The sequence below is a fragment of the Bacteroides caecigallinarum genome (assembly GCF_016901995.1).
Lineage (GTDB): Bacteria > Bacteroidota > Bacteroidia > Bacteroidales > Bacteroidaceae > Phocaeicola > Phocaeicola cellulolyticus.
In genome coordinates this window covers 22,802-43,337 of sequence record NZ_JACJLE010000028.1, presented here as the reverse complement: position 1 = coordinate 43,337, position 20,536 = coordinate 22,802, and the positions used below count along the sequence as shown (strand labels likewise).

Here is a 20,536-nt window from a genome sequence, read left to right as displayed (position 1 = left end):
CATACACTAAATGAAAAATACCATATACATAATAATCCTATTCATATCATATTTTTCTGTACTCTCAGGACAAGTTGTGTCATACATGCAGTTCAGCAGAATGCATACAAACACAAACGCCTCAGTCTTTGGATGCATAATGCAGGATTCTTTGGGAATGATATGGGCAGGAACAAATAAAGGACTTTTCAGCTATGATGGATATTCATTCTTTCAGCATAATACAGAAAAAGAAAAATATGAAACCAGAATATATTGTGGACTTATACATTCTGACTCAATATTTATAGGAACAGATAACGGACTTTTTTCATACAATACCCCCAAAGGGACGTACTATGACCACAGACAAGAGAAGATTAAAGACATCAGATGTTTCACACTCTCCGGAAATGAGCTATGGATAGGAACCCTGGACGGACTGTTCCGTTATAACATAGAAACAAAGACGACATATGAATTTCCTACAGACAAATTACCACATAAAACCATATATTCCATAATAAAAGCCGCAGACGGAAATATGTATGTAGGCACTTACAACGGATTATGCAAAATAGACAACTCCAACAACATAACTTCTATAAATATCCCAACAGACAGGACATGGAAAAACATCTTCGTAAACGTTCTGTTAGAAAATAAAGAAAAAGGAATAATCTGGATAGGTACAGAAGGAAATCTGTTCCGTCATGACATTAATAACGGAACTACAATACTAATACCGTATTTTACCGGAAATTCAATAAAATCTCTGAGTTACGATTCCGAAAAGAACCTGCTGATAGGTACCGACAACGGACTGTACGTATATTCTTCCGATGGACAGACACAAAAGCACTATATCCACGACTCAAGGAACAGCCAGTCTATATCAAACAACATTATATGGTGCATAACTACAGACAAAGCACAAAATATCTGGCTCGGTACAGATAACGGTATATCATATACAGACAATAGCAATAAATATACATTCATTCCGGTTTGGGAATTAAGCAATACCAATGACGGTAATATGTTTTATACCATTCTTAAGGACAGCAAGGGAAGATACTGGTTTGGAGGTACTGACGGATTATTACAGACGGAAGGAACAAACAATATAGAGAAAAGCAGATGGTTTAAAGTTGGAGAGAAAAACTCGGAACTGTCGCACAACAGAATACGGCATATATTCGAGGATAAATCAAATGACCTGTGGATTGCTACTGACGGCAGTATAGAACGGTATGACGACAAATTCGGCAAGTTTGTACACTATTCCATAATGGATTCCACATACACACACAACTCAAACTGGGCTTATTACATTTCAGAAGACAACGACAACAATCTATGGATTAGCAGTTGTCTTGGAGGTATATTTGTTGTGAATAAAAACAAATTGCGTAAATGCAGTTCCGGAATATGTATAGCTGACAAAAACTATACAACAGCCAACGGTCTGAAAAGCATGTTCGTAAAACAAACCGTAACAGACAAGAGAGGTAATGCATGGGTGGTAATGTATAACACAAAAGAAGTACAGAAAATAGACTCCGAAAACGGAAAAATTTATAATTATTCTGTATGTACAGAGAATGACGAATACCCGGAATTCCTTATATGCGACTCGAAAGGGATGATATGGATTAGCACAAACAAAAGTATTTCCAGAATTGACCCTAATTCCGGAATCATATCAAAAACAGGAACAGAGTGGAAGGAAAACAATGTACTTCATCTTGCAGAAATAGACGGCAACATATGGATTTCATCCGCTAAAGGGCTGTTTTATGTAAACAAGGAAACGCTTGATGTGAAAAAGATAAATATCAACGGAAAAATATTCAGCAGCTTGTATTATGATAAAGATAATAGAAAAGTCTATATGGGCAGTTATGACGGTATAGGATACTGCGAGCCGGAAATAATAAACGACACAGGAAATGCCGGCAGGATATACCTCACAGCATTGTCGGTAAACAATGACCATATATCAAAAGGCATTACAACCAGTCGAAGTTTTACTTTCAACTACAAGGAGAATAACCTTAAATTTGAGTTCTCGGACTTTCAGTACAACACTTCACAAAGAAACGGTTTCATGTACATGATGTCTGGAATTGACTCGGAATGGCATTACGTAAACAACAATTCAAACATAATTGTATATAACAATATGCCTTACGGAAATTTTGAATTGTATGTAAAGCATATGGAAAACAGCGATATCAAATACAAAATAGCCAATATAAAAATATTGCCTCCTATATATCTGTCAATAGAGGCTAAAGTATTGTATATATTGCTTGCAATAGGACTGGTATGCTGGATAATAAATTTCTTCGTGGTAAAAAACAGGCTTCACATTGAAAAACTTGAGAAAAAGAAAATCCTGGAACAGACACGACAAAAGATAAGATTTATGTCGAACCTTTCGCATGACCTGAAAAATCCGGTAGGAATGATTGTTACACCTGTCAGCAAACTGCTGCTGGAAACAAAAGATCCGAAACAGAAAGAAATGCTGAACATTGTATATAAGAATGCAGTAAACCTGAACGCCAAAATCCACAAACTGATAGAAATGAACAGAGTGGAAGATAATGAGCATATACTTATAACCTCAAGAATAGAGCTTATATCTTCAATACATGAGATATATGAAAAACAGAAAGACGCAGAAACGGAAGGAAATCATATATGGAATTTTTCCGCGAATGTGGATAAACTGTTTGTTGACATGGATGTAATAAAACTGGAATCGATAATAGGGAACTTGTTGTCGAATGCCATGAAATATACTCCAATAGGAGGAGAAATATCTGTAGAAATAACCTATAATGACGAAAAAGGAGAAGTTATTATAAAAGTTTCAGACAACGGAATAGGTATTCCTGAAAGCGAACAGGCATACATTTTCCAGAGATTCTTCCAGTCGTCGGCTACAAAAAAACACTATGAAGGAACAGGCATAGGACTATATCTTGTAAAAACATATACGGAACTGCACAATGGAACGGTAAATGTATTCTCCAACAACGAGAAGACAGTTTTCTCGCTGACTTTCCCGATTGACAAGGCATTAAATACGGACAATGAAACAATATGCGAAGAAAACGATGCGACAGACAAACAGAATTTGCCAACAATCCTGATAGTAGATGACAACAAAGATGTTTACAATCTGATTAAAAATATATTGTCCGACAAATATAAATGTACATATGCACAAAACGGAAAGCAAGCATTGGAAATACTGGACATAAACAAACCGGACCTTATTATAACCGATTATATGATGCCGGTAATGAACGGGCTGGAGATGTGTAAAATATTGAAGAAAAACATGCCTACAGCCACCATACCTATAATAATGCTCTCGGCAAAAGACGACTCGGAGACTATAAGAAACAGTATAAAGCTACAAATAGACGCATTCATACAAAAACCTTTCGACGCTGAAATACTGACAGGAAAAGTAGAGTTGCTGATACATAAGAAAGAGACATTTGAGGCACAGGCCAGAATAGAAAAAATAGGCTCACCCAAACAGGTGGAAAACAGTGCTTCGGCCGATGAAAAGTTCCTTATCAACATAACAAAAATAATAGAAGACCACATAGCCGACAGCGATCTTAACGTAAACGCCCTCTCCGAACTGTCAGGGACAGGAAGCAAACAAATATACAGGAAAATAAAGCAACTGACAGGCTTTTCACCAGTGGAATATATAAAATCCATAAGGATGAAAAAAGCGGCAATGCTATTACAGCAAAAGAAGTTCTCTGTGGCTGAAGTTATGTACATGGTAGGATATTCAAATCCTTCGTACTTCTCAAAAAGTTTCCAAAGTATATTCGGCAAAACGCCAAAACAATACTCAGCCGGTAACGGACAGACAGAATAAACAACATAAGCAATAAAAAGGACAAGAAAAAGGACAAGAAATAGGACATTTGTGCTTTTTGTCCTATTTCTGTCTTCATATGTCCAATATTTTTCCCTTAACTAATAACATGTTCCTTACTTTTGCGATAACAAAAAATTAATACGTAATATGAAAGGCAACATTAAAATTCTTCTGAAAGTATTGTTACTCTCGGTAATATGGACCGGAAATACTTTCGCAGTCCTCGCGCAACAAGCAGGAAACGTAATTATCACAGGTACAGTTTTAGACGAAAACAACGAGCCGCTTATAGGGGCAAGTGTCCTTGCGGTAGGCACAACAATCGGTACAATTACAGACTTCGACGGAAAATTCACACTTGAAGTTCCCAAAGGAAGCAATATCCAGTTTTCATATATTGGATATAATACACAGGTTATGGACTCCAACCAGAATACCATAAACATAAAACTTGTACCGGACACACAAATGCTTAGCGATGTAGTTGTTATCGGATATGGAACTCAAAGGAAGAGCGACCTTACAGGTTCGGTAACAAACGTTTCAAGCGAAGACTTCAACACAGGTCTGGTAAGTTCTCCAGAACAGCTTATCAACGGTAAGATTTCCGGTGTACAGATTATGTCAAACAGTGGTTCGCCAACTGCAGGTAGCACAATACGTGTACGTGGAGGTGCTTCACTTAATGCCAGCAACGACCCGCTTATCGTACTCGATGGTGTACCTTTGGAACAGGGAGGTATCAGCGGTAATGACGGTAATTTCCTAAGCCTCATCAATCCAAACGACATCGAGAGCATGACAATCCTTAAGGATGCTTCTTCTACGGCAATCTACGGTTCTCGTGCATCAAACGGTGTTATCATTATAACTACCAAGAAAGGTGCTTCGGACAAATTGAAAGTAACATTCAGTACAACTAACTCAATACAGACACGCACGCGCATGGCTGATATGCTTAGCTACGATGAATTTGTGAATGTAGTAAAGACTCAGGGATCGGCAGCACAACAGGCATTGTTAGGTACTGAAAGGACTGACTGGAACGACTATATTTATCACAATGCCTTTGGCACTGATAATAACCTTAGCCTATCAGGTAAGGTGCTTCCTAATCTTCCGATACGTGTTTCTGTAGGATATTACAATCAGGACGGTCTGCTCAAGACCGACAACGCAAACAGGGTAACAGGCAGCTTGTCATTGTCACCGTCATTCTTTGACGACCATCTGAAATTCAACATCAATGCAAAGGCTTCAATGAACAAAAACCAGTTTGCAAATACAAGTGCAATATGGGGAGCCTCTACAATGAATCCTACCATACCTGTATATTCAGGAAATGACAAATTCGGAGGATATACCGAAGGACTTGCAAGCGACGGTAAGCCTGTAACAGGTGGCGTATTGAATCCTCTCGGTTTATTGGAACAGCGCGATGCGCACAGTAAGGTTATACGTTTCATCGGTAACTTCGATGTTGACTATCGTATGCATTTCCTTCCGGAATTGAAACTCCATGCTACATTAGGTTACGACTATGCACAAGGCGAAGGTTCAGACTATGTAAATCCTGAAGCTGCCCAATATTATACTACAGGCGGTTACTACTATCCATACGGCCCTCAAAAAAATGAGAACAGACTTCTTACAATCTATGCCAACTACAACAAGATGGTAGAGTCACTGAACAGCAGTTTCGATGCGACAATAGGTTATGACTATCAGTACTGGAAATCCGTAAATCCGGCTTCGGCAAGCATGAATGCGGCAGGTGAAATACAGACATCATATAAAGCTACAGACGAGAGACACGTACTTCTGTCATACTATGGACGTTTGAATTATTCATTCGGCTCAAAATACATGCTCACAGCTACTGTACGCCGTGATGCCACTTCACGTTTTGCCAAAGAACAAAGATGGGGTACATTCCCTTCTGTAGCTTTGGGATGGAGAATTTCTGAAGAAGAATTTATGAAAAACCAGAATGTACTCAGTACATTGAAACTGCGTGCCAGCTATGGTGTTACTGGACAGCAGGATGGTATAGGAAACTACAATTATCTGCCTATATATACACAGAGCCAGGATGGCGCTCAGGCCATCATGGGTAATGAATACATTTATACCTATCGTCCTGAAGCATATGTGTCAGACTTGAAATGGGAAACTACAACTTCATGGAACTATGGTTTCGATTTCGGATTCCTTGAAGACCGTATCACAGGTAGTTTCGATTATTATACCCGTCAGACAAAAGACCTTATCGCCACAGTTCCGGCAGCTGCTGGTTCTACATTCGACAAGACTATCACTACAAACGTAGGTAATGTTGACAGCCAGGGTATTGAGTTCTCACTGAATGCCACTCCTATAAAGACAAAGGATCTCAGCTGGGATATCAGTTTCAATATGACATGGCAGAAAATGAAGGTTAAAAATCTTTCTATCGTAGAAGGAGGAGAAGTGACAAATACTCCTGTAGGTCCTTCAATAGACGGTTACCAGTTCCAGACACTTACTGAAGGATATGAACCTTACATGTTCTACGTTTACAAACAGCTTTACGATGAAAAGACCGGAAAGCCTATCGAAGGTGCATATGCCGACCTTAACAAGGACGGTGTGATAAACTCAGACGACTTATACCGTTATCACTCTCCTGCTCCTGACTATATTATGGGATTGAGTACATCGCTCAATTGGAAAAACTGGAGCCTAGGTATGAGTTTTAGAGCAAACATAGGCAACTATGTATATAACGGAATGGCAATGAACACAGGAGCTATGGAAACTATGAGCTACAACGCAGCACAGCTCAACAACCTGTCGGCAAGTTATCTTGAAACAGGTTTCCAGACACGCCAGCATTTGTCAGATTATTATGTAGAGAATGCATCATTCCTGAAAATGGACAACCTTACTTTGGGATACAATTTCGGAAAGATATTCAATACATGCAATCTGAATGTAAGCGCAATGATACAGAACGTATTCTGCATAACAAAATACAGCGGAGTAGATCCGGAAGTTCCAAACGGAATGGACAATACGTTCTATCCTCGTCCAAGAACATTCTCTTTAAACATCGGTCTTAATTTCTAATTATAAAAATACAGAATCATGAAAAAATATATCTACATATTGTCAGTGTGTACAGCCGCAATGTTTGCGACATCTTGTATAGGCGACCTTGACCAGTATCCACATGAAGATATTACATCGGAAAGTGTATATACCAACCTGCAAAACTATAAAAGCGTGTTGGGAAAAATATATGTATCAATGGTAACAACCGGACAAGGTAAAGATGGAAATCTGGACCTCTCCAGCAATTACGGACAAGACTACATACGTTGCTATTTCAATCTTCAGGAAGTAGGAACAGATGAAGTGGCATATACTTGGCTCAGTGGTGATAATCTGACTGATATAAGCAACCTTTCATGGGACGCCAACAATCCTTGGGTCGCCGACATGTATTACCGTATATATTATAATATCGCGTTATGTAACGAATTTCTGCGTAATGCGACAGACGAGAAAATAAGTGGTTTTTCAGAAAGCGAACGCAGCGAAATAGTTCATTATCGTGCAGAAGCACGTTTTATGCGTGCCCTTTTCTATTATCACGCAATGGATTTGTTCAGAAATATTCCTTTCGTAACAGAAAACGATCCTGTCGGAAGCTATATTCCTCCACGCTATATGGCAAAGGATATGTTCGGATACATTGAATCTGAACTTAAAGCGATAGAAAACGACCTTCTGAGCAAAGACGAATGTCCTTACGGACGTGCTTCAAAAGGTGCTGCATATACACTGCTTGCGAAGCTATATCTAAATGCTCAAACTTATATTGGAGAAACAAGATACGACGAATGTGTAGCTGCATGCCAAAGCGCAATAGGACAGGGATATTCACTTGAATCTGACTACAAAAAACTTTTCAATGCAGACAACCATCTGCGTACAAACGAAATAATTTTTACTCTTCCTGTTGATGCAAATACCACCATTTCTTGGGGTTCATCAACATATATGGTATGCGGGGCTATAAGCCAAACATCAGCTACACAGAATCCTGCAGATTATGGAGTGACTAAAGGATGGGGGTCAATGAGAATATGTCAGGCTGTTTCAGACCTATTTGAAGATGGTGACAGCAGAGGATGTTTCTACACAGACGGACAGACACAAGAAGTAACCTCTCTGGAAGATGCTTCAACCGGATGGCTTGTTGAAAAATGGACAAATCTGAACGACAATGGAGAAGCAGCCTCAAATACAGATATAGGAGGGGTAAATACAGACTATCCATTATTCAGATTAGCAGATGTGTATCTGATGTATGCTGAAGCAACTGCACGTGGGGGAAATGGAAATATAGCTATTGCAGTGGGATATGTAAACGAATTGAGAGGACGTGCTTTCGGCAATAACAGTCAGGACGTAACAGAAACAGACCTTAAAGAAAATAATTTCCAGTTCTTCCTTGATGAACGTGCCCGTGAGCTTTACTGGGAATGCAGCAGACGTACAGACCTTATACGTTTCAACCGCTTTACTACTGCAGAATATATGTGGGAGTTCAAAGGAGGATCAAGCAACGGCACTTCTGTTGACAGTAAATACAATTACTATCCTATTCCATCGGCAGAACTGACAGCCAATCCAAATCTGAAAAATGAAGAGTATTAACCTTAAACAGTAATGGATAAAATGAAAACTTTAAATAAAATATTTATAACCCTCGCATCAATCTTTGCATTAATATCTTGCGAGAAGGATGGAGACAAAATTTATCTCCAAAGTTTAGGTTCAGGTGAACTCATAGCTACTACAGACAATGTCGTTCTAACATCTGAAATGTCACAAAAAATTGTTCTATCGTTTGCGTGGAAAGGACAGGATGTACAGATAAGCGACACAACTGTAGGAACAGCTGCAAAAGCAAAAAACTATATGGAGATTTCACTGTCAGAGGATTTCTCCGGACAGGTTTACAAAAATGAAACTACATCTAACTCTATAGCTTACAATGGTGGTGAACTTAACTCTATTGTAAACGAACTTAGAGCAAAGGTCGGTGAAGCGAATAATGTATTCTTCCGCCTCGGAAGCACAACAGGCGAAAACATACCTTATGCCTATAGTAATGTGGTAAGAGTTGCTATTACACCGTATGTTATAGATATGAACACGGGAATAGTTGTTGAGTCTAACAATGACAATGCTAACCTGGGAGAAACAGGTGTAATCTTATATTCTCCAGAGGCTAATGGAATATACAGTGGTTTCATGTTTACTCCATACGGATGGTATCATTACTTCCTTAAGGAAGGAAACGGACTGATGTGGGGAACAGCTGGTGATGAAGGAGCTTTCCACATAACAAGTGACGCAGGAAACAACAGACAAAATATGTGGTTCCCGGGAAGTACTGGTTGCTACTACGTAAATGTCAATACAAAGGAAGCTACTTGGGATGCACTTTATATATCTTCTCTAGCTATATCAGGACTAGGTGAAAACCCTATCAACCTGACTTTGGACAAGGAAAACAATTTATGGATAGCATCATTCACCGCTACTGAGGCAGGAGAAAAGACCATTACAATCTCCGGAAACGGTGATCAATGGAATGTAGAGACCGGAACAAACGACGGCGCAGGCATTCCTGTAAACGTTGCATTTGCAAATGAAAACAATAATCTTGTACTTGCTGACAACGCAGGAAATATTTCTATAACAATACCAGAGGCTGGAGAATGTACTATAAAACTGGATTTAATAAATCCGAACGACAGAAAAGTATATGTTGAAGCTGGAGGAACAGACATACCGTCATCGTATTCTCAGACTCTTGATGTAGTACATTACAATGATGATGGCAGTGAAGTAGCTCTAACTACATTAAATCTGGTAAATAAAGACAAAGGTATCTATATTGGTACATATTCAGGTGATAAACTTGATTTCCAGATTATTGATAGAACAAACTCCGTATGGTATGGTTGTGACCCCAACGACAACACTAAACTCTCATCATCTGAAGAAAAATGGGATATGTGGTTTAATGGCGGTAATACGGTAAACGTAACCATTACAGTAAATTTAAGTGAAGGGACATGGAGCTATACAGATAATCAAGAAGATTTTCCAGAAGAAATAACCATGTACAAGTATGATAAGACAAACTCTACCATCACTGAAAAAATAATAACATTATCCAAAGAGTCAGAAGGAGTTTATAAAGGTATATTCAATGGATTATATAATTTCGATTTCATGTTCGTAGATGAAAGCACATATTCCTTATACGGAAGTACATGGAGTGAAAGCAACCCTAACGGACAAGAATTATCTATAGGTGCCGGTGCCCTTTGGATTTATGGTTATGATTGGAATGTTACACTGAATATTTCAATAACAGTAGATTTAAATACAATGACATGGAGTTATAAAGAAATAACCGAATAAACTGAATAAAATCATGAAAAAACTTAAATACTTATTCATGGCGTTGGCAATAGTATGCGGAGCCATGACAACATCATGTAACAATGATGAAAAACCTACATTTCCTGAAACAGAAGGAACAGATGATCCTACAGGTGGTTATGACATGACCGGATTTGCAAGAGGAGCAGACGTAAGCTGGCTTACAGAAATGGAAGCATCAGGCAGAAAATTCTACGATTCAAAAGGTAGAGAACGTGAATGTATGGAACTGCTTCGTGAACTCGGAATGAATGCCATAAGACTGCGTGTCTGGGTTGACCCTGAAGAAGGATGGTGCTCAAAAGAAGATGTAATCATCAAAGCATGGAGAGCTCATAATCTAGGATACAGACTGATGATTGACTTCCACTATAGTGATACGTGGGCTGATCCGGGAAATCAGACAAAGCCGGCAGCATGGCAAAATTATAGTTTTGACGAACTTAAAAATGCGGTATCAGAACATACAAAAGACGTATTATCTGCACTTAAAGATAAAGGAATTGATGTAGAATGGGTACAAGTTGGAAATGAAACACGTACTGGTATGCTTTGGAACGATGGAAAAGCATCAAACGGAAATACAGCAAACTTTGCAGAACTTGTAAAAAGCGGATATAATGCTGTAAAAGAAATATATCCAGACGCACAAGTTATTATACATATTGATGAAGGTAATAATCCCAACAGATATAACTGGATTTTCGATGGATTAAAAGAAAATGGCGCTAACTGGGATATTATTGGAATGTCACTTTATCCGGAACCGGATGGAGATAATGAGGCTAAAAAAGATTGGAAAAAGATGAATGATGACTGCATAGCCAATATGAGAGCGCTTGTTGAAAAATACAACACCAAAGTAATGATGTGTGAAATAGGTATTCCATGGAACTACGAAGAAGCAGAAGCATTCTATACAGATTTTATCACGAAAGCTAAAGCAATTGAAGGATGCCTGGGAGTGTTCGCATGGGAACCACAATGCTATGCCGGATGGGAAGGTTACCAGAAAGGCATGTTCAATGATGAAGGTTACCCTATGAGTTCATTGAATGCTTTTAAAAGATAAACATATATAATATTTTTGCAGGGTATATGTTATTACCGTACATATACCCTGTTTTATAACCAAATAAACCTTTTATTTAATGAAACTGACAAGATTAATCACTGCATTACTTTTTCTCGTATCAATATTCTCCGGAAATACTTATGCACAAAGAAACATTGAAACCATCGAAAAAGGGTGGAGATTCTTTAAAGGCGAAGCATCCGGTGCAGAGAAATCTGACTATAATGACAGCAAATGGGAAAATGTAACAGTTCCTCATGACTGGGCTATATTCGGTCCGTTCGACAGAAACAATGACTTGCAGAATGTGGCTATCACTCAGAACTTTGAGACACAGGCTTCTGTAAAAACCGGACGTACAGGAGGACTGCCATATGTAGGTGTGGGATGGTATAGGACCACATTCAATGTTGACAATGACAAACAGACTACACTCGTATTCGATGGAGCAATGAGTGAGGCTCGTGTATATGTCAACGGACAGGAAGCATGTTTCTGGCCTCTGGGATATAACTCATTCCACTGCGACGTTACAAACTTTATAAACAAGGATGGTAAAAACAACACTCTTGCCGTACGCCTTGAAAACAGGCCTCAGTCTTCAAGATGGTATCCTGGTGCCGGACTTTACAGAAATGTACATGTTATTACTACAGAAAAGATACATGTCCCGGTATGGGGTACACAGATTACTACACCTCATGTAGGAAAGGATTACGCTTCCGTAAATCTTCGCACAGAGATTAAAAATGCTGATAAAAAGAAACTGACAGTAATCACCAGAATATATTCCCCTGAAGGCAAGGTTGTTGCCGTCAAGAACAACCAGGGATTTATAAATCACGGACAGCCGTTCACACAGAATTTTGTTGTGAACAATCCATTGTTATGGTCACCTGAAGAGCCGAATCTCTATAAGGCTGTTTCAGAGATTTACGCAGACGGGACTCTACAGGACAGATATTCCACAACATTTGGAATACGAACAATAGAATATATTGCCGACAAGGGTTTCTTCCTTAACGGAAAACACCGTAAGTTTCAGGGAGTATGCAATCACCATGACTTAGGTCCGCTTGGAGCAGCTGTAAATGTATCTGCTCTGCGTCATCAGTTGAAACTGCTGAAAGAAATGGGATGCGATGCTATCAGAACCGCGCACAATATGCCTGCTCCGGAACTTGTAAAGCTATGCGATGAAATGGGCTTTATGATGATGATTGAGCCTTTTGATGAATGGGACATTGCAAAATGCGACAACGGTTATCATCGCTTCTTCAACGAATGGGCAGAAAAAGATATGGTAAACATGCTCAGACAGTATCGTAACAATGCATGTGTCGTGATGTGGAGTATCGGTAATGAAGTGCCTACACAGTGTAGTCCTGAGGGTTATAAAGTAGCAAAATTCCTGCAGGATATTTGTCATAGGGAAGACCCTACACGACCTGTTACATGCGGTATGGACCAGGTGAGCTGTGTACTGAACAATGGATTTGCCGCTATGCTTGATATCCCGGGATTCAACTATCGTGCCCACCGTTACGAAGAAGCTTATGAAAGACTGCCTCAAAACATAGTCTTAGGCTCTGAAACATCTTCAACTGTAAGTTCAAGAGGAGTATATAAGTTTCCGGCTGAAAGTAAGGCAGACGCCAAATACGATGACCACCAGTCTTCTTCATACGACCTTGAATACTGTTCATGGTCAAACATTCCTGATATAGATTTCGCACTTGCAGAAGACAATGAATGGACTATAGGACAGTTCGTATGGACCGGATTCGACTATCTTGGCGAACCAAGTCCTTACGACACAGATGCATGGCCTAACCATAGCTCTATGTTCGGTATAATTGACCTTGCATCTATTCCTAAAGACAGATATTATCTCTACAGAAGTGTATGGAACAAGGATGCTGAAACTCTGCATATACTGCCACACTGGAACTGGGAAGGACATGAAGGAAAGGATGTGCCTGTATTCGTATATACAAACTATCCTTCGGCTGAACTGTTCGTAAACGGAGTAAGCCAGGGAATAAGAACAAAGAACGACTCTACAGTAGTAAACCGCTACCGTCTGATGTGGCATAATGTGAAATATCAGCCGGGAGAATTAAAAGTCATTGCTTACAACAGCGACGGTAGTAAAGCCGCTGAAAAATCCTTACATACCGCAGGAAAACCTTACCGTATAAAACTTGTTTCAGACTACACAAGTCTTAAAGCCGATAGTAAAGATTTGGCTTATGTAACTCTTCGTATTGAAGACAAGGACGGTAATCTCTGTCCTACAGACGGACGTCTGGTTAACTTACGTGTTGATGGTGCCGGAAAGTACAGAGCCTCAGCCAATGGTGACCCAACATGCCTTGACTTGTTCCACAAACCTGAGATGCATGCATTCAACGGAATGCTGACAGTAATACTACAGGCTGGAGAGAAACCCGGCAAGATTCGTCTTCGCGCGTCGGCCAAAGGATTGAAGACCGGAGAGTTTGAAATACCTGTAACGGAATATTCGACAGAAAAAGAAGATTATGAGCCTTTCTATAAGGGTGCAGACATCAGCTGGGTCACAGAAATGGAATCGCAAGGACACAAGTTCTATAATAAAAAAGGAGAAGAAAAGGAATGCACCTCACTGATGAAAGAACTTGGTCTTAATGCTATCCGTCTTCGTGTATGGGTTAATCCTAAAGAGGGTTGGAGCAGCAAGGAAGACATGCTTAAGCTGGCACGCCGCGCCAAGGCAAACGGAATGGAACTGATGGTAGATTTCCATTACAGTGACTGGTGGGCAGACCCGGGACAACAGCATAAGCCTGCGGCATGGAAAAATCTCAGCTTTGACAAGCTGAAGACAGCAATGGCAGACCATACTAAAGATGTTCTTGAAGCGTTGAAAGCAGAAGGAATCACTCCTAAATGGGTACAGGTAGGCAACGAAATACGTCCGGGTATGCTTTGGGATGAGAATCCGGAAACAAGCGGTGCTTCATATGATATCCGCGAATGTGATGTAAAAGAGTCGGGAAGCAAATCAACTGCTGTAAAATTCAGAATGAACTGGAAAAACCTGGCAGAGCTTATTAACTCTGGATATGACGCTGTAAAATCAGTTTTTCCGGGTTCTACAGTTATTGTGCATCTCGACAATGGATATGACAAAGAACTGTATCGCTGGTTCTTCGATGAACTGAAGGCAAACGGTGGCAAATGGGACATGATAGGAATGTCTATCTATCCTTACTGGACAATGATGGAAAAACCGGAATATACTCCGGAAAAGACCATAAACGATTGTATTGAGAATATAAGACTCGTAAACGAGAGATATAATTGTGATGTGATGATAGTAGAGACCGGAATGGAATGTGCGGACGATAATGGCAACTTAGCCAACAAGGAAACACTGAATAAAGGTTACAAACTGCTGAGAAAGTTAATCACAAAATGTATTGAAAGCACTGATGGCATTTGCAAAGGTGTATTCTATTGGGAACCTGAATGCAAACCTAACAAATACCGTCTCGGCGCATTTACAGAGGATGGCAGACCAACAGAAATAATGGATGCATTCATGCCATAACATATATAGAACAGAAAATAATGAAACGGACAGGATTGCGTAAAAACAATTCTGTCCGTTATTTTTAACTCTTCATATAAGCCTTTGGAGACATACCTGTTTTCCTCTTAAAATACTTTCCAAAGAAAGACTGATTGGCAAAATTCAGCATATCACATACTTGCTGTACCGTATATTTATTGCTTTTCAGCAACGCTTTAGCCTCAAGTATCACATAGTCTCTTATCCACTCACCGGCAAGCCTTCCGGTAACATTCTTTATTACCTGTGAAAGGTACTTCGGAGAGATACATAATAAATCGGCATAATATGTTATACTGCGCTCCTGCATATAATTCTTCTGTACAGCTTGCATAAAGCGTTTGTAAATCTCCTGATTTCTATTGTACTCTGAAGTATCTTCCACGTTATTTTTCATTTTGGTGAAATAATTATAGGAGTTATACATCAATACCTGGGTGTAGCCGTGCAAAGCACCTTCGCGAAATAAATTATCGGTCTCAGCCAGTTTCGATTTCATCCTTTTGTATATATCCAAAGCCTCATCAATGAAACCTCTGTCAAGATGCAACACCGGATTGGTATAAATATGCTGTTGTATGTAAAGTGCCGTGTCAATATTTTTCACCACATTGAAAAAATCATCGGAAAAAGCTATTACAGCCATGCGTGTATCCGGTAGCATACTACAGAATTCGCCTATATTTCCTTTAAAGACCGTAATGGCATCACCTTCACGCGCTTCGAAATCCTCCAGATTGATTTTGACATTGATACCTCCCGACACTATAAGAATAGCTATTGTAAAAGATAATTTCATAGGGTAGTTTACAAAAGACAATCCTCTGACGTGTTTCTCATTTTCCGAATAATCAAAGTTATCTATCAGTATCAGTTTGTTGTCAATGTGCTGTGCTCCGGGCTGTTTCGACAGATCACTCAAATTCAGGTTCAAAATAACGTTCTCTTCTTTCATCATAAATCATATTATACCTTTGGAAGAACAAATATATATAAAATAAACAGTTATACATATTATATCAATCCTTTAGACCAATTTGCTATTCTTTTTGATAATACAATAATATAAATAAATACTCAATTTTGCATCATAAAAGAGCATATTATAAACATAAAAAGCATATTGAGAATGAAAAGGAAAAAATTACTATGTCTGCCGGCATTACTGCTATGTCTGCTTTGTTCATGCGGTGAACAGAAAAAAACATCTTTACCTGTTCATAGCGTGGAGGTGACAAGTCCTACACCATCATGTAAAACCATTACAAAAAGTTATTCAGGAATAGTACGTGAAGCACACGAAATCAGCCTTGGATTTAAGACAGCCGGACAGATAAAACGCATTCACGTAGAAGAAGGTAAGTACGTAAAAAAAGGAGAGTTGCTAGCCGAACTTGATGACGAAGATTATAAACTCGGGGTAGAGGCACTGCAGATACAATATGATCAGCTGAAAGACGAAGTAGCAAGAACCAGAAAGCTGTTTGAACAGAAAAGTGTTTCTGCAAATGATTATGAAAAGGCATCTGCCGGACTCAGACAACTTGGAGTGCAATTGCAGGTAAACAAAAACAAACTGGAATATACCAGACTGTATGCACCGGAAAACGGATATATACAGTCGGTAAATTTCTCACCGGCAGAAATGGTCGATGCCGGTACAGCAATATTTACTTTCCTCGACGTATCGCATTTGGAAGTAAAAACGGATTTGCCGTCAAGTATATATAAGGTTATCAATAATGTGACAAGTTATGACTGTGTGGTTGCATCGGAAAAAGAATCACAGACATATCCTATGGATTTTTTAAGTCTGTCACCGAAAGCCGACGGAAACCAGTTATATCAGTTAAATCTGAAATTCAGAGAGAAGCCCAAAAAACAGATTACCCCCGGAATGAACATTGAGGTGCGTCTGACTATAAATGAAGGTAATGACAGTAAGGATGGATTTAAGATTCCTGCCTGTTCAATATTCAAAAGCAGTGACAACTCATGTGTATGGGTACTGAAAGAGGATTCTACAATAGAAAAAAGAGTGATAACCATTGACAATAACTTTTCAGGAGAGCAGATTACAGTAATAAAAGGACTGAGTGGTACGGAAAAGATAATACGTGCAGGTGTAAACTCACTACAGGAAGGAGAGAAAGTAACAGTCATAGAACAACCTGAAAAAAGTAATGTCGGAGGACTGATATGATAAGAATTACAGAATACTTTATGAAACGGCCAATGCAATTCTGGTCGTTCGTAACAGCTATAATAATTGCCGGAATACTTTCTTTCGTCCAGATGCCTAAACTTGAAGACCCGGCAGTCTCAGCAAAACAGGCTATGGTTATAGTACCATATCCTGGAGCGAGCGCACACGAAACGGAGCTTAAAGTGGCTCTGATGATGGAAGAGGAATTGCGGGCACTGCCTGATGTAAACAAGATAAAGACCGAATGCAGAAACGGAATGGCAATGTTTACGGTGGAATTCCAAATGACCGTCCTTACCAAAAATCTGGAACAGCATTTCGACCTGCTGCGCCGCAAGGTGAACGATGCATCCTCCAGACTTCCACAGGGATGTTATGACCCTATAGTGATAGACGACATGATGGACGTTTACGGTATCTTCTACGCATTTACCGCCGACGGATATGATTATCCTGAAATGTACAAATATGCCCAAATGATAAAGCGTGAACTGTCCGGCGTAAAAGGCGTGAAGCGAATAAATATTGTAGGAAACCGTGACGAGGTAATAAATATCACTCTTTCAAAGGAACAGATTTCAAGAAACGGAGTTATACCTACACAAATCATGTCCACTTTGCAAGGAGCTTTCAAGACAGTAAATGCCGGAAAATATCAGAGTGGAAACGAACTTATTCCTATTTATGTGGATTCCGAAAGCAAGGATGAAAACGACATCAAGAATCTTCTGATACAGACCACAGACGGTAAAACTTTAAGATTAGGAGATATAGCCAAAATAGAAAGGACATACTCCGAGCCTCAAAGGAACGGTTTCTTCGTCAACGGCAAACCGGCGCTCGCAATCTGTATAGCAATGGAATCGTCGGCCATAGTACCTGACGTAGGTAAGGCAGTTGACAAACGGCTTAATGAGGTCATGAAGAATATCCCGGCTGGAATGAACACAGAGAAGATATTTTTCCAACCTGATAAGGTGGAGGATGCCATTTCTTCATTTATGTGGAATCTGGTAGAATCAGTAGCCATAGTAATACTGGTACTGATATTCACTATGGGATTCCGTAGTGGTCTTATTATCGGATTTGGTCTGATACTTACGGTTGCCGTATCTTTCCCTATACTGTTGGTATGCGGAACCACGCTGCAACGAATATCATTGGGAGCATTCATCGTGGCTATGGGTATGCTTGTGGACAATGCCGTGGTTATAATGGACGGTATCCTTATAGATAAGAAACGCGGATTTGCGCCAAAGAACTACCTCTACAGAATAGGGCAGAACACAGCTATGCCGCTGCTTGGTGCCACAATTATTGCTGCGTCCACATTCCTGTGTGTCTATCTGTCGCCTGATTCGGCAGGAGAGTATTCAGGCGATCTGTTCCTGGTATTATGTGTAAGTCTTCTGGCAAGCTGGATACTGGCTCTTGTGCAAGTACCTGTATGTGCAAAAACATGGTTACCGGCAAGGGAACATACTGCCGAAAATGGTAATAAAACAGTAATGAATTCACCTGTACACAAGTTTGTACGTGGCACTATATCACGACTTATAGACTATAAAAAAACGGCCATAGGAGTTGCATTTGCAATACTGATATTGTGTTTTGTAGGAATGAGCAAAGTCAAGAATTTGTTTTTCCCTGATTTCGACTATAAACAATATGTAGTGGAATGCTTTTTCCCTTCTGCCACCAGTCCGAATGTGGTACGGAACAAACTTCTGGAGATGAGCAATCTATTGTCCGAACGCAAGGATATAGAAAGAATTGCTGTCAGTCAGGGAAGCGCACCTGCACATTATTGTCTTGTCAGACCGATGACATCCGGAGGTGACTGCTACGGCGAGCTGATTATCGACTGCAAAGACTATAATACGGTAGTGAAACAGATACCCGATATAAGACGTGAATTAAGAGAAAAATATCCTGACGCATACATACGCTGCAGGAAGTATAATTTCTCAATCTCTACGTCACACACTGTAGAGGTAGAATTTGCCGGACCGGACCCTGCCGTACTGAAAGAATTGAGCTGCAAGGCAGAGGATATAATGAGAAAATGCGAGTACGTTGACCCGTATTCCGTACAAAACAACTGGAAGCCATACGGTAAATCGTACGCCACAAAATATTTACAACAGGATGCACTGCGTTCAGGAGTAGGAAGAAGTGATATTGCCAATGCCCTTATGGCTGCCACAGACGGAATGCCAGTAGGAGCAATAAATGATAAAGACAAGACTATCGTGGTAAACATGCTTGTAAGAAACGAAGACGGAAGCCGTATAGACGATTTGAACGATATTCCTGTATGGAGCATGATGAACTTTCATATGTCCAATGACGAACTGAACTCAGCCATTGCAGGAGGGAAAGGAATGAGTGAGTTGCAGGACAAGATTTTCCGTGCCACACCCCTAAGCCGTGTCGCTGAAGGAATAACTATGGAATGGGATGAAGATATCGTTATGCGCCTAAACGGACAAAGGGTTATTGAGGCAGAATGTGACCCAAACTCAGAAATTGACGAAGCCACACCGGCAAAAGTAGTGGAATCAATAAAAGAGGAGATTGAAGGCATTGACTTACCGGCAGGATACAGCATGAGATGGGTAGGCGAAGGAGAAGTACAGGGAGAAGCCATCAACAACCTAATGAAATATGTACCTATTACTATCTTCATTATCCTTGCCATTCTTCTTTTGCTGTTCAACAGCTGGAAAAAGGTTATACTCATTCTGATATGTTTCCCGTTCGTATTTTGCGGTATCGTTCCTTCATTATTAATAACAAACCAGCCTATGACATTTATGGCAATTATAGGTATGATGGGGCTGATAGGTATGATGGTCAAGAATGCGATTGTACTTGTGGACGAAATTAACAGACTGCAGACAGAAGAAAAGAAAATACCATATACAGCAGTAATCGAAGCTACCGTCTCCAGAGTCCGCCCGGTATTGATGGCATCACTCACTACAATAGTAGGCATGATACCTCTCATTACCGACCCGATGTACAGCTCAATGGCAATCACCATAATGGGAGGACTGGCAGTAGGTACACTTATCACATTGATATTGTTGCCTATCTTCTATACGGTACTTTTCAATATCAGAAAAATATAGGTAACAAGGTCTTATAGCAGGTAACAAGGCTTCAGTTACAAGTTGACAAGATTCTATATCCGGATGGCAACCTCGTTGACTTGTCAACTCGTCAACTTGT

9 protein-coding genes and 1 pseudogene are annotated in these 20,536 nt (G+C 39.8%); 9 read left to right on the top strand and 1 reads right to left on the bottom strand.

The window, feature by feature from the left end; genetic code table 11:
- The first annotated feature begins 10 nt into the window (after positions 1–10).
- The 7 genes and pseudogenes from H6A61_RS08720 to H6A61_RS15945 all read left to right on the top strand — a co-directional run bounded on the left by H6A61_RS08720 (position 11) and on the right by H6A61_RS15945 (position 15,075).
- Complete coding sequence (locus H6A61_RS08720) at positions 11–3,895, top strand: hybrid sensor histidine kinase/response regulator transcription factor (protein ID WP_204392919.1); 3,885 nt, start codon at positions 11–13, stop codon at positions 3,893–3,895.
- A 150-nt stretch (positions 3,896–4,045) separates the two neighbouring features.
- On the top strand, positions 4,046–7,006 hold the full coding sequence (locus tag H6A61_RS08715; RefSeq protein WP_204392918.1) for a SusC/RagA family TonB-linked outer membrane protein: 2,961 nt from the start codon (positions 4,046–4,048) through the stop codon (positions 7,004–7,006).
- 18 nt (positions 7,007–7,024) lie between these two features.
- Positions 7,025–8,602, top strand: a complete 1,578-nt coding sequence (locus tag H6A61_RS08710) for a RagB/SusD family nutrient uptake outer membrane protein (protein ID WP_204392916.1) — start codon at positions 7,025–7,027, stop codon at positions 8,600–8,602.
- 21 nt (positions 8,603–8,623) lie between these two features.
- Positions 8,624–10,384 (top strand): DUF5114 domain-containing protein, encoded by a 1,761-nt coding sequence (locus tag H6A61_RS08705; protein ID WP_204392915.1) that lies wholly within the window; start codon positions 8,624–8,626, stop codon positions 10,382–10,384.
- A 13-nt stretch (positions 10,385–10,397) separates the two neighbouring features.
- Positions 10,398–11,477, top strand: coding sequence for a glycoside hydrolase family 53 protein (locus H6A61_RS08700; RefSeq protein ID WP_204392913.1), 1,080 nt, complete (start codon positions 10,398–10,400; stop codon positions 11,475–11,477).
- A 79-nt stretch (positions 11,478–11,556) separates the two neighbouring features.
- A pseudogene (locus tag H6A61_RS08695) lies at positions 11,557–13,989 on the top strand (glycoside hydrolase family 2 TIM barrel-domain containing protein); the annotation flags it as partial.
- Complete coding sequence (locus H6A61_RS15945) at positions 13,966–15,075, top strand: glycoside hydrolase family 53 protein (protein ID WP_262897247.1); 1,110 nt, start codon at positions 13,966–13,968, stop codon at positions 15,073–15,075. The pseudogene H6A61_RS08695 and the gene H6A61_RS15945, both read left to right, overlap by 24 nt.
- Before the next feature lie 64 nt (positions 15,076–15,139).
- On the opposite strand, the gene H6A61_RS08690 is transcribed toward H6A61_RS15945, so the two are convergent.
- A complete protein-coding gene (locus H6A61_RS08690) occupies positions 15,140–16,054 on the bottom strand; it encodes a helix-turn-helix domain-containing protein (protein ID WP_204392910.1) in 915 nt (304 codons plus the stop codon).
- Positions 16,055–16,225: 171 nt separating this feature from the next.
- Here H6A61_RS08690 and H6A61_RS08685 point away from each other — a divergent pair, with 171 nt between their 5' ends.
- Both H6A61_RS08685 and H6A61_RS08680 read left to right on the top strand, forming a co-directional pair.
- Complete coding sequence (locus H6A61_RS08685) at positions 16,226–17,299, top strand: efflux RND transporter periplasmic adaptor subunit (protein WP_204392908.1); 1,074 nt, start codon at positions 16,226–16,228, stop codon at positions 17,297–17,299.
- A gap of 20 nt (positions 17,300–17,319) precedes the next feature.
- On the top strand, positions 17,320–20,436 hold the full coding sequence (locus tag H6A61_RS08680; RefSeq protein ID WP_239469161.1) for an efflux RND transporter permease subunit: 3,117 nt from the start codon (positions 17,320–17,322) through the stop codon (positions 20,434–20,436).
- The last annotated feature ends 100 nt before the right edge of the window (positions 20,437–20,536 follow it).

Excerpts from the sequence above, each read along its gene's own strand:
- H6A61_RS08720 (WP_204392919.1), top strand. The coding sequence starts at position 11 with ATGAAAAATACCATATACATAATAATCCTATTCATATCATATTTTTCT.
- H6A61_RS08715 (WP_204392918.1), top strand. The coding sequence starts at position 4,046 with ATGAAAGGCAACATTAAAATTCTTCTGAAAGTATTGTTACTCTCGGTA.
- H6A61_RS08710 (WP_204392916.1), top strand. The coding sequence starts at position 7,025 with ATGAAAAAATATATCTACATATTGTCAGTGTGTACAGCCGCAATGTTT.
- H6A61_RS08705 (WP_204392915.1), top strand. The coding sequence starts at position 8,624 with ATGAAAACTTTAAATAAAATATTTATAACCCTCGCATCAATCTTTGCA.
- H6A61_RS08700 (WP_204392913.1), top strand. The coding sequence starts at position 10,398 with ATGAAAAAACTTAAATACTTATTCATGGCGTTGGCAATAGTATGCGGA.
- H6A61_RS08690 (WP_204392910.1), bottom strand. The coding sequence starts at position 16,054 with ATGATGAAAGAAGAGAACGTTATTTTGAACCTGAATTTGAGTGATCTG.
- H6A61_RS08685 (WP_204392908.1), top strand. The coding sequence starts at position 16,226 with ATGAAAAGGAAAAAATTACTATGTCTGCCGGCATTACTGCTATGTCTG.
- H6A61_RS08680 (WP_239469161.1), top strand. The coding sequence starts at position 17,320 with ATGAAACGGCCAATGCAATTCTGGTCGTTCGTAACAGCTATAATAATT.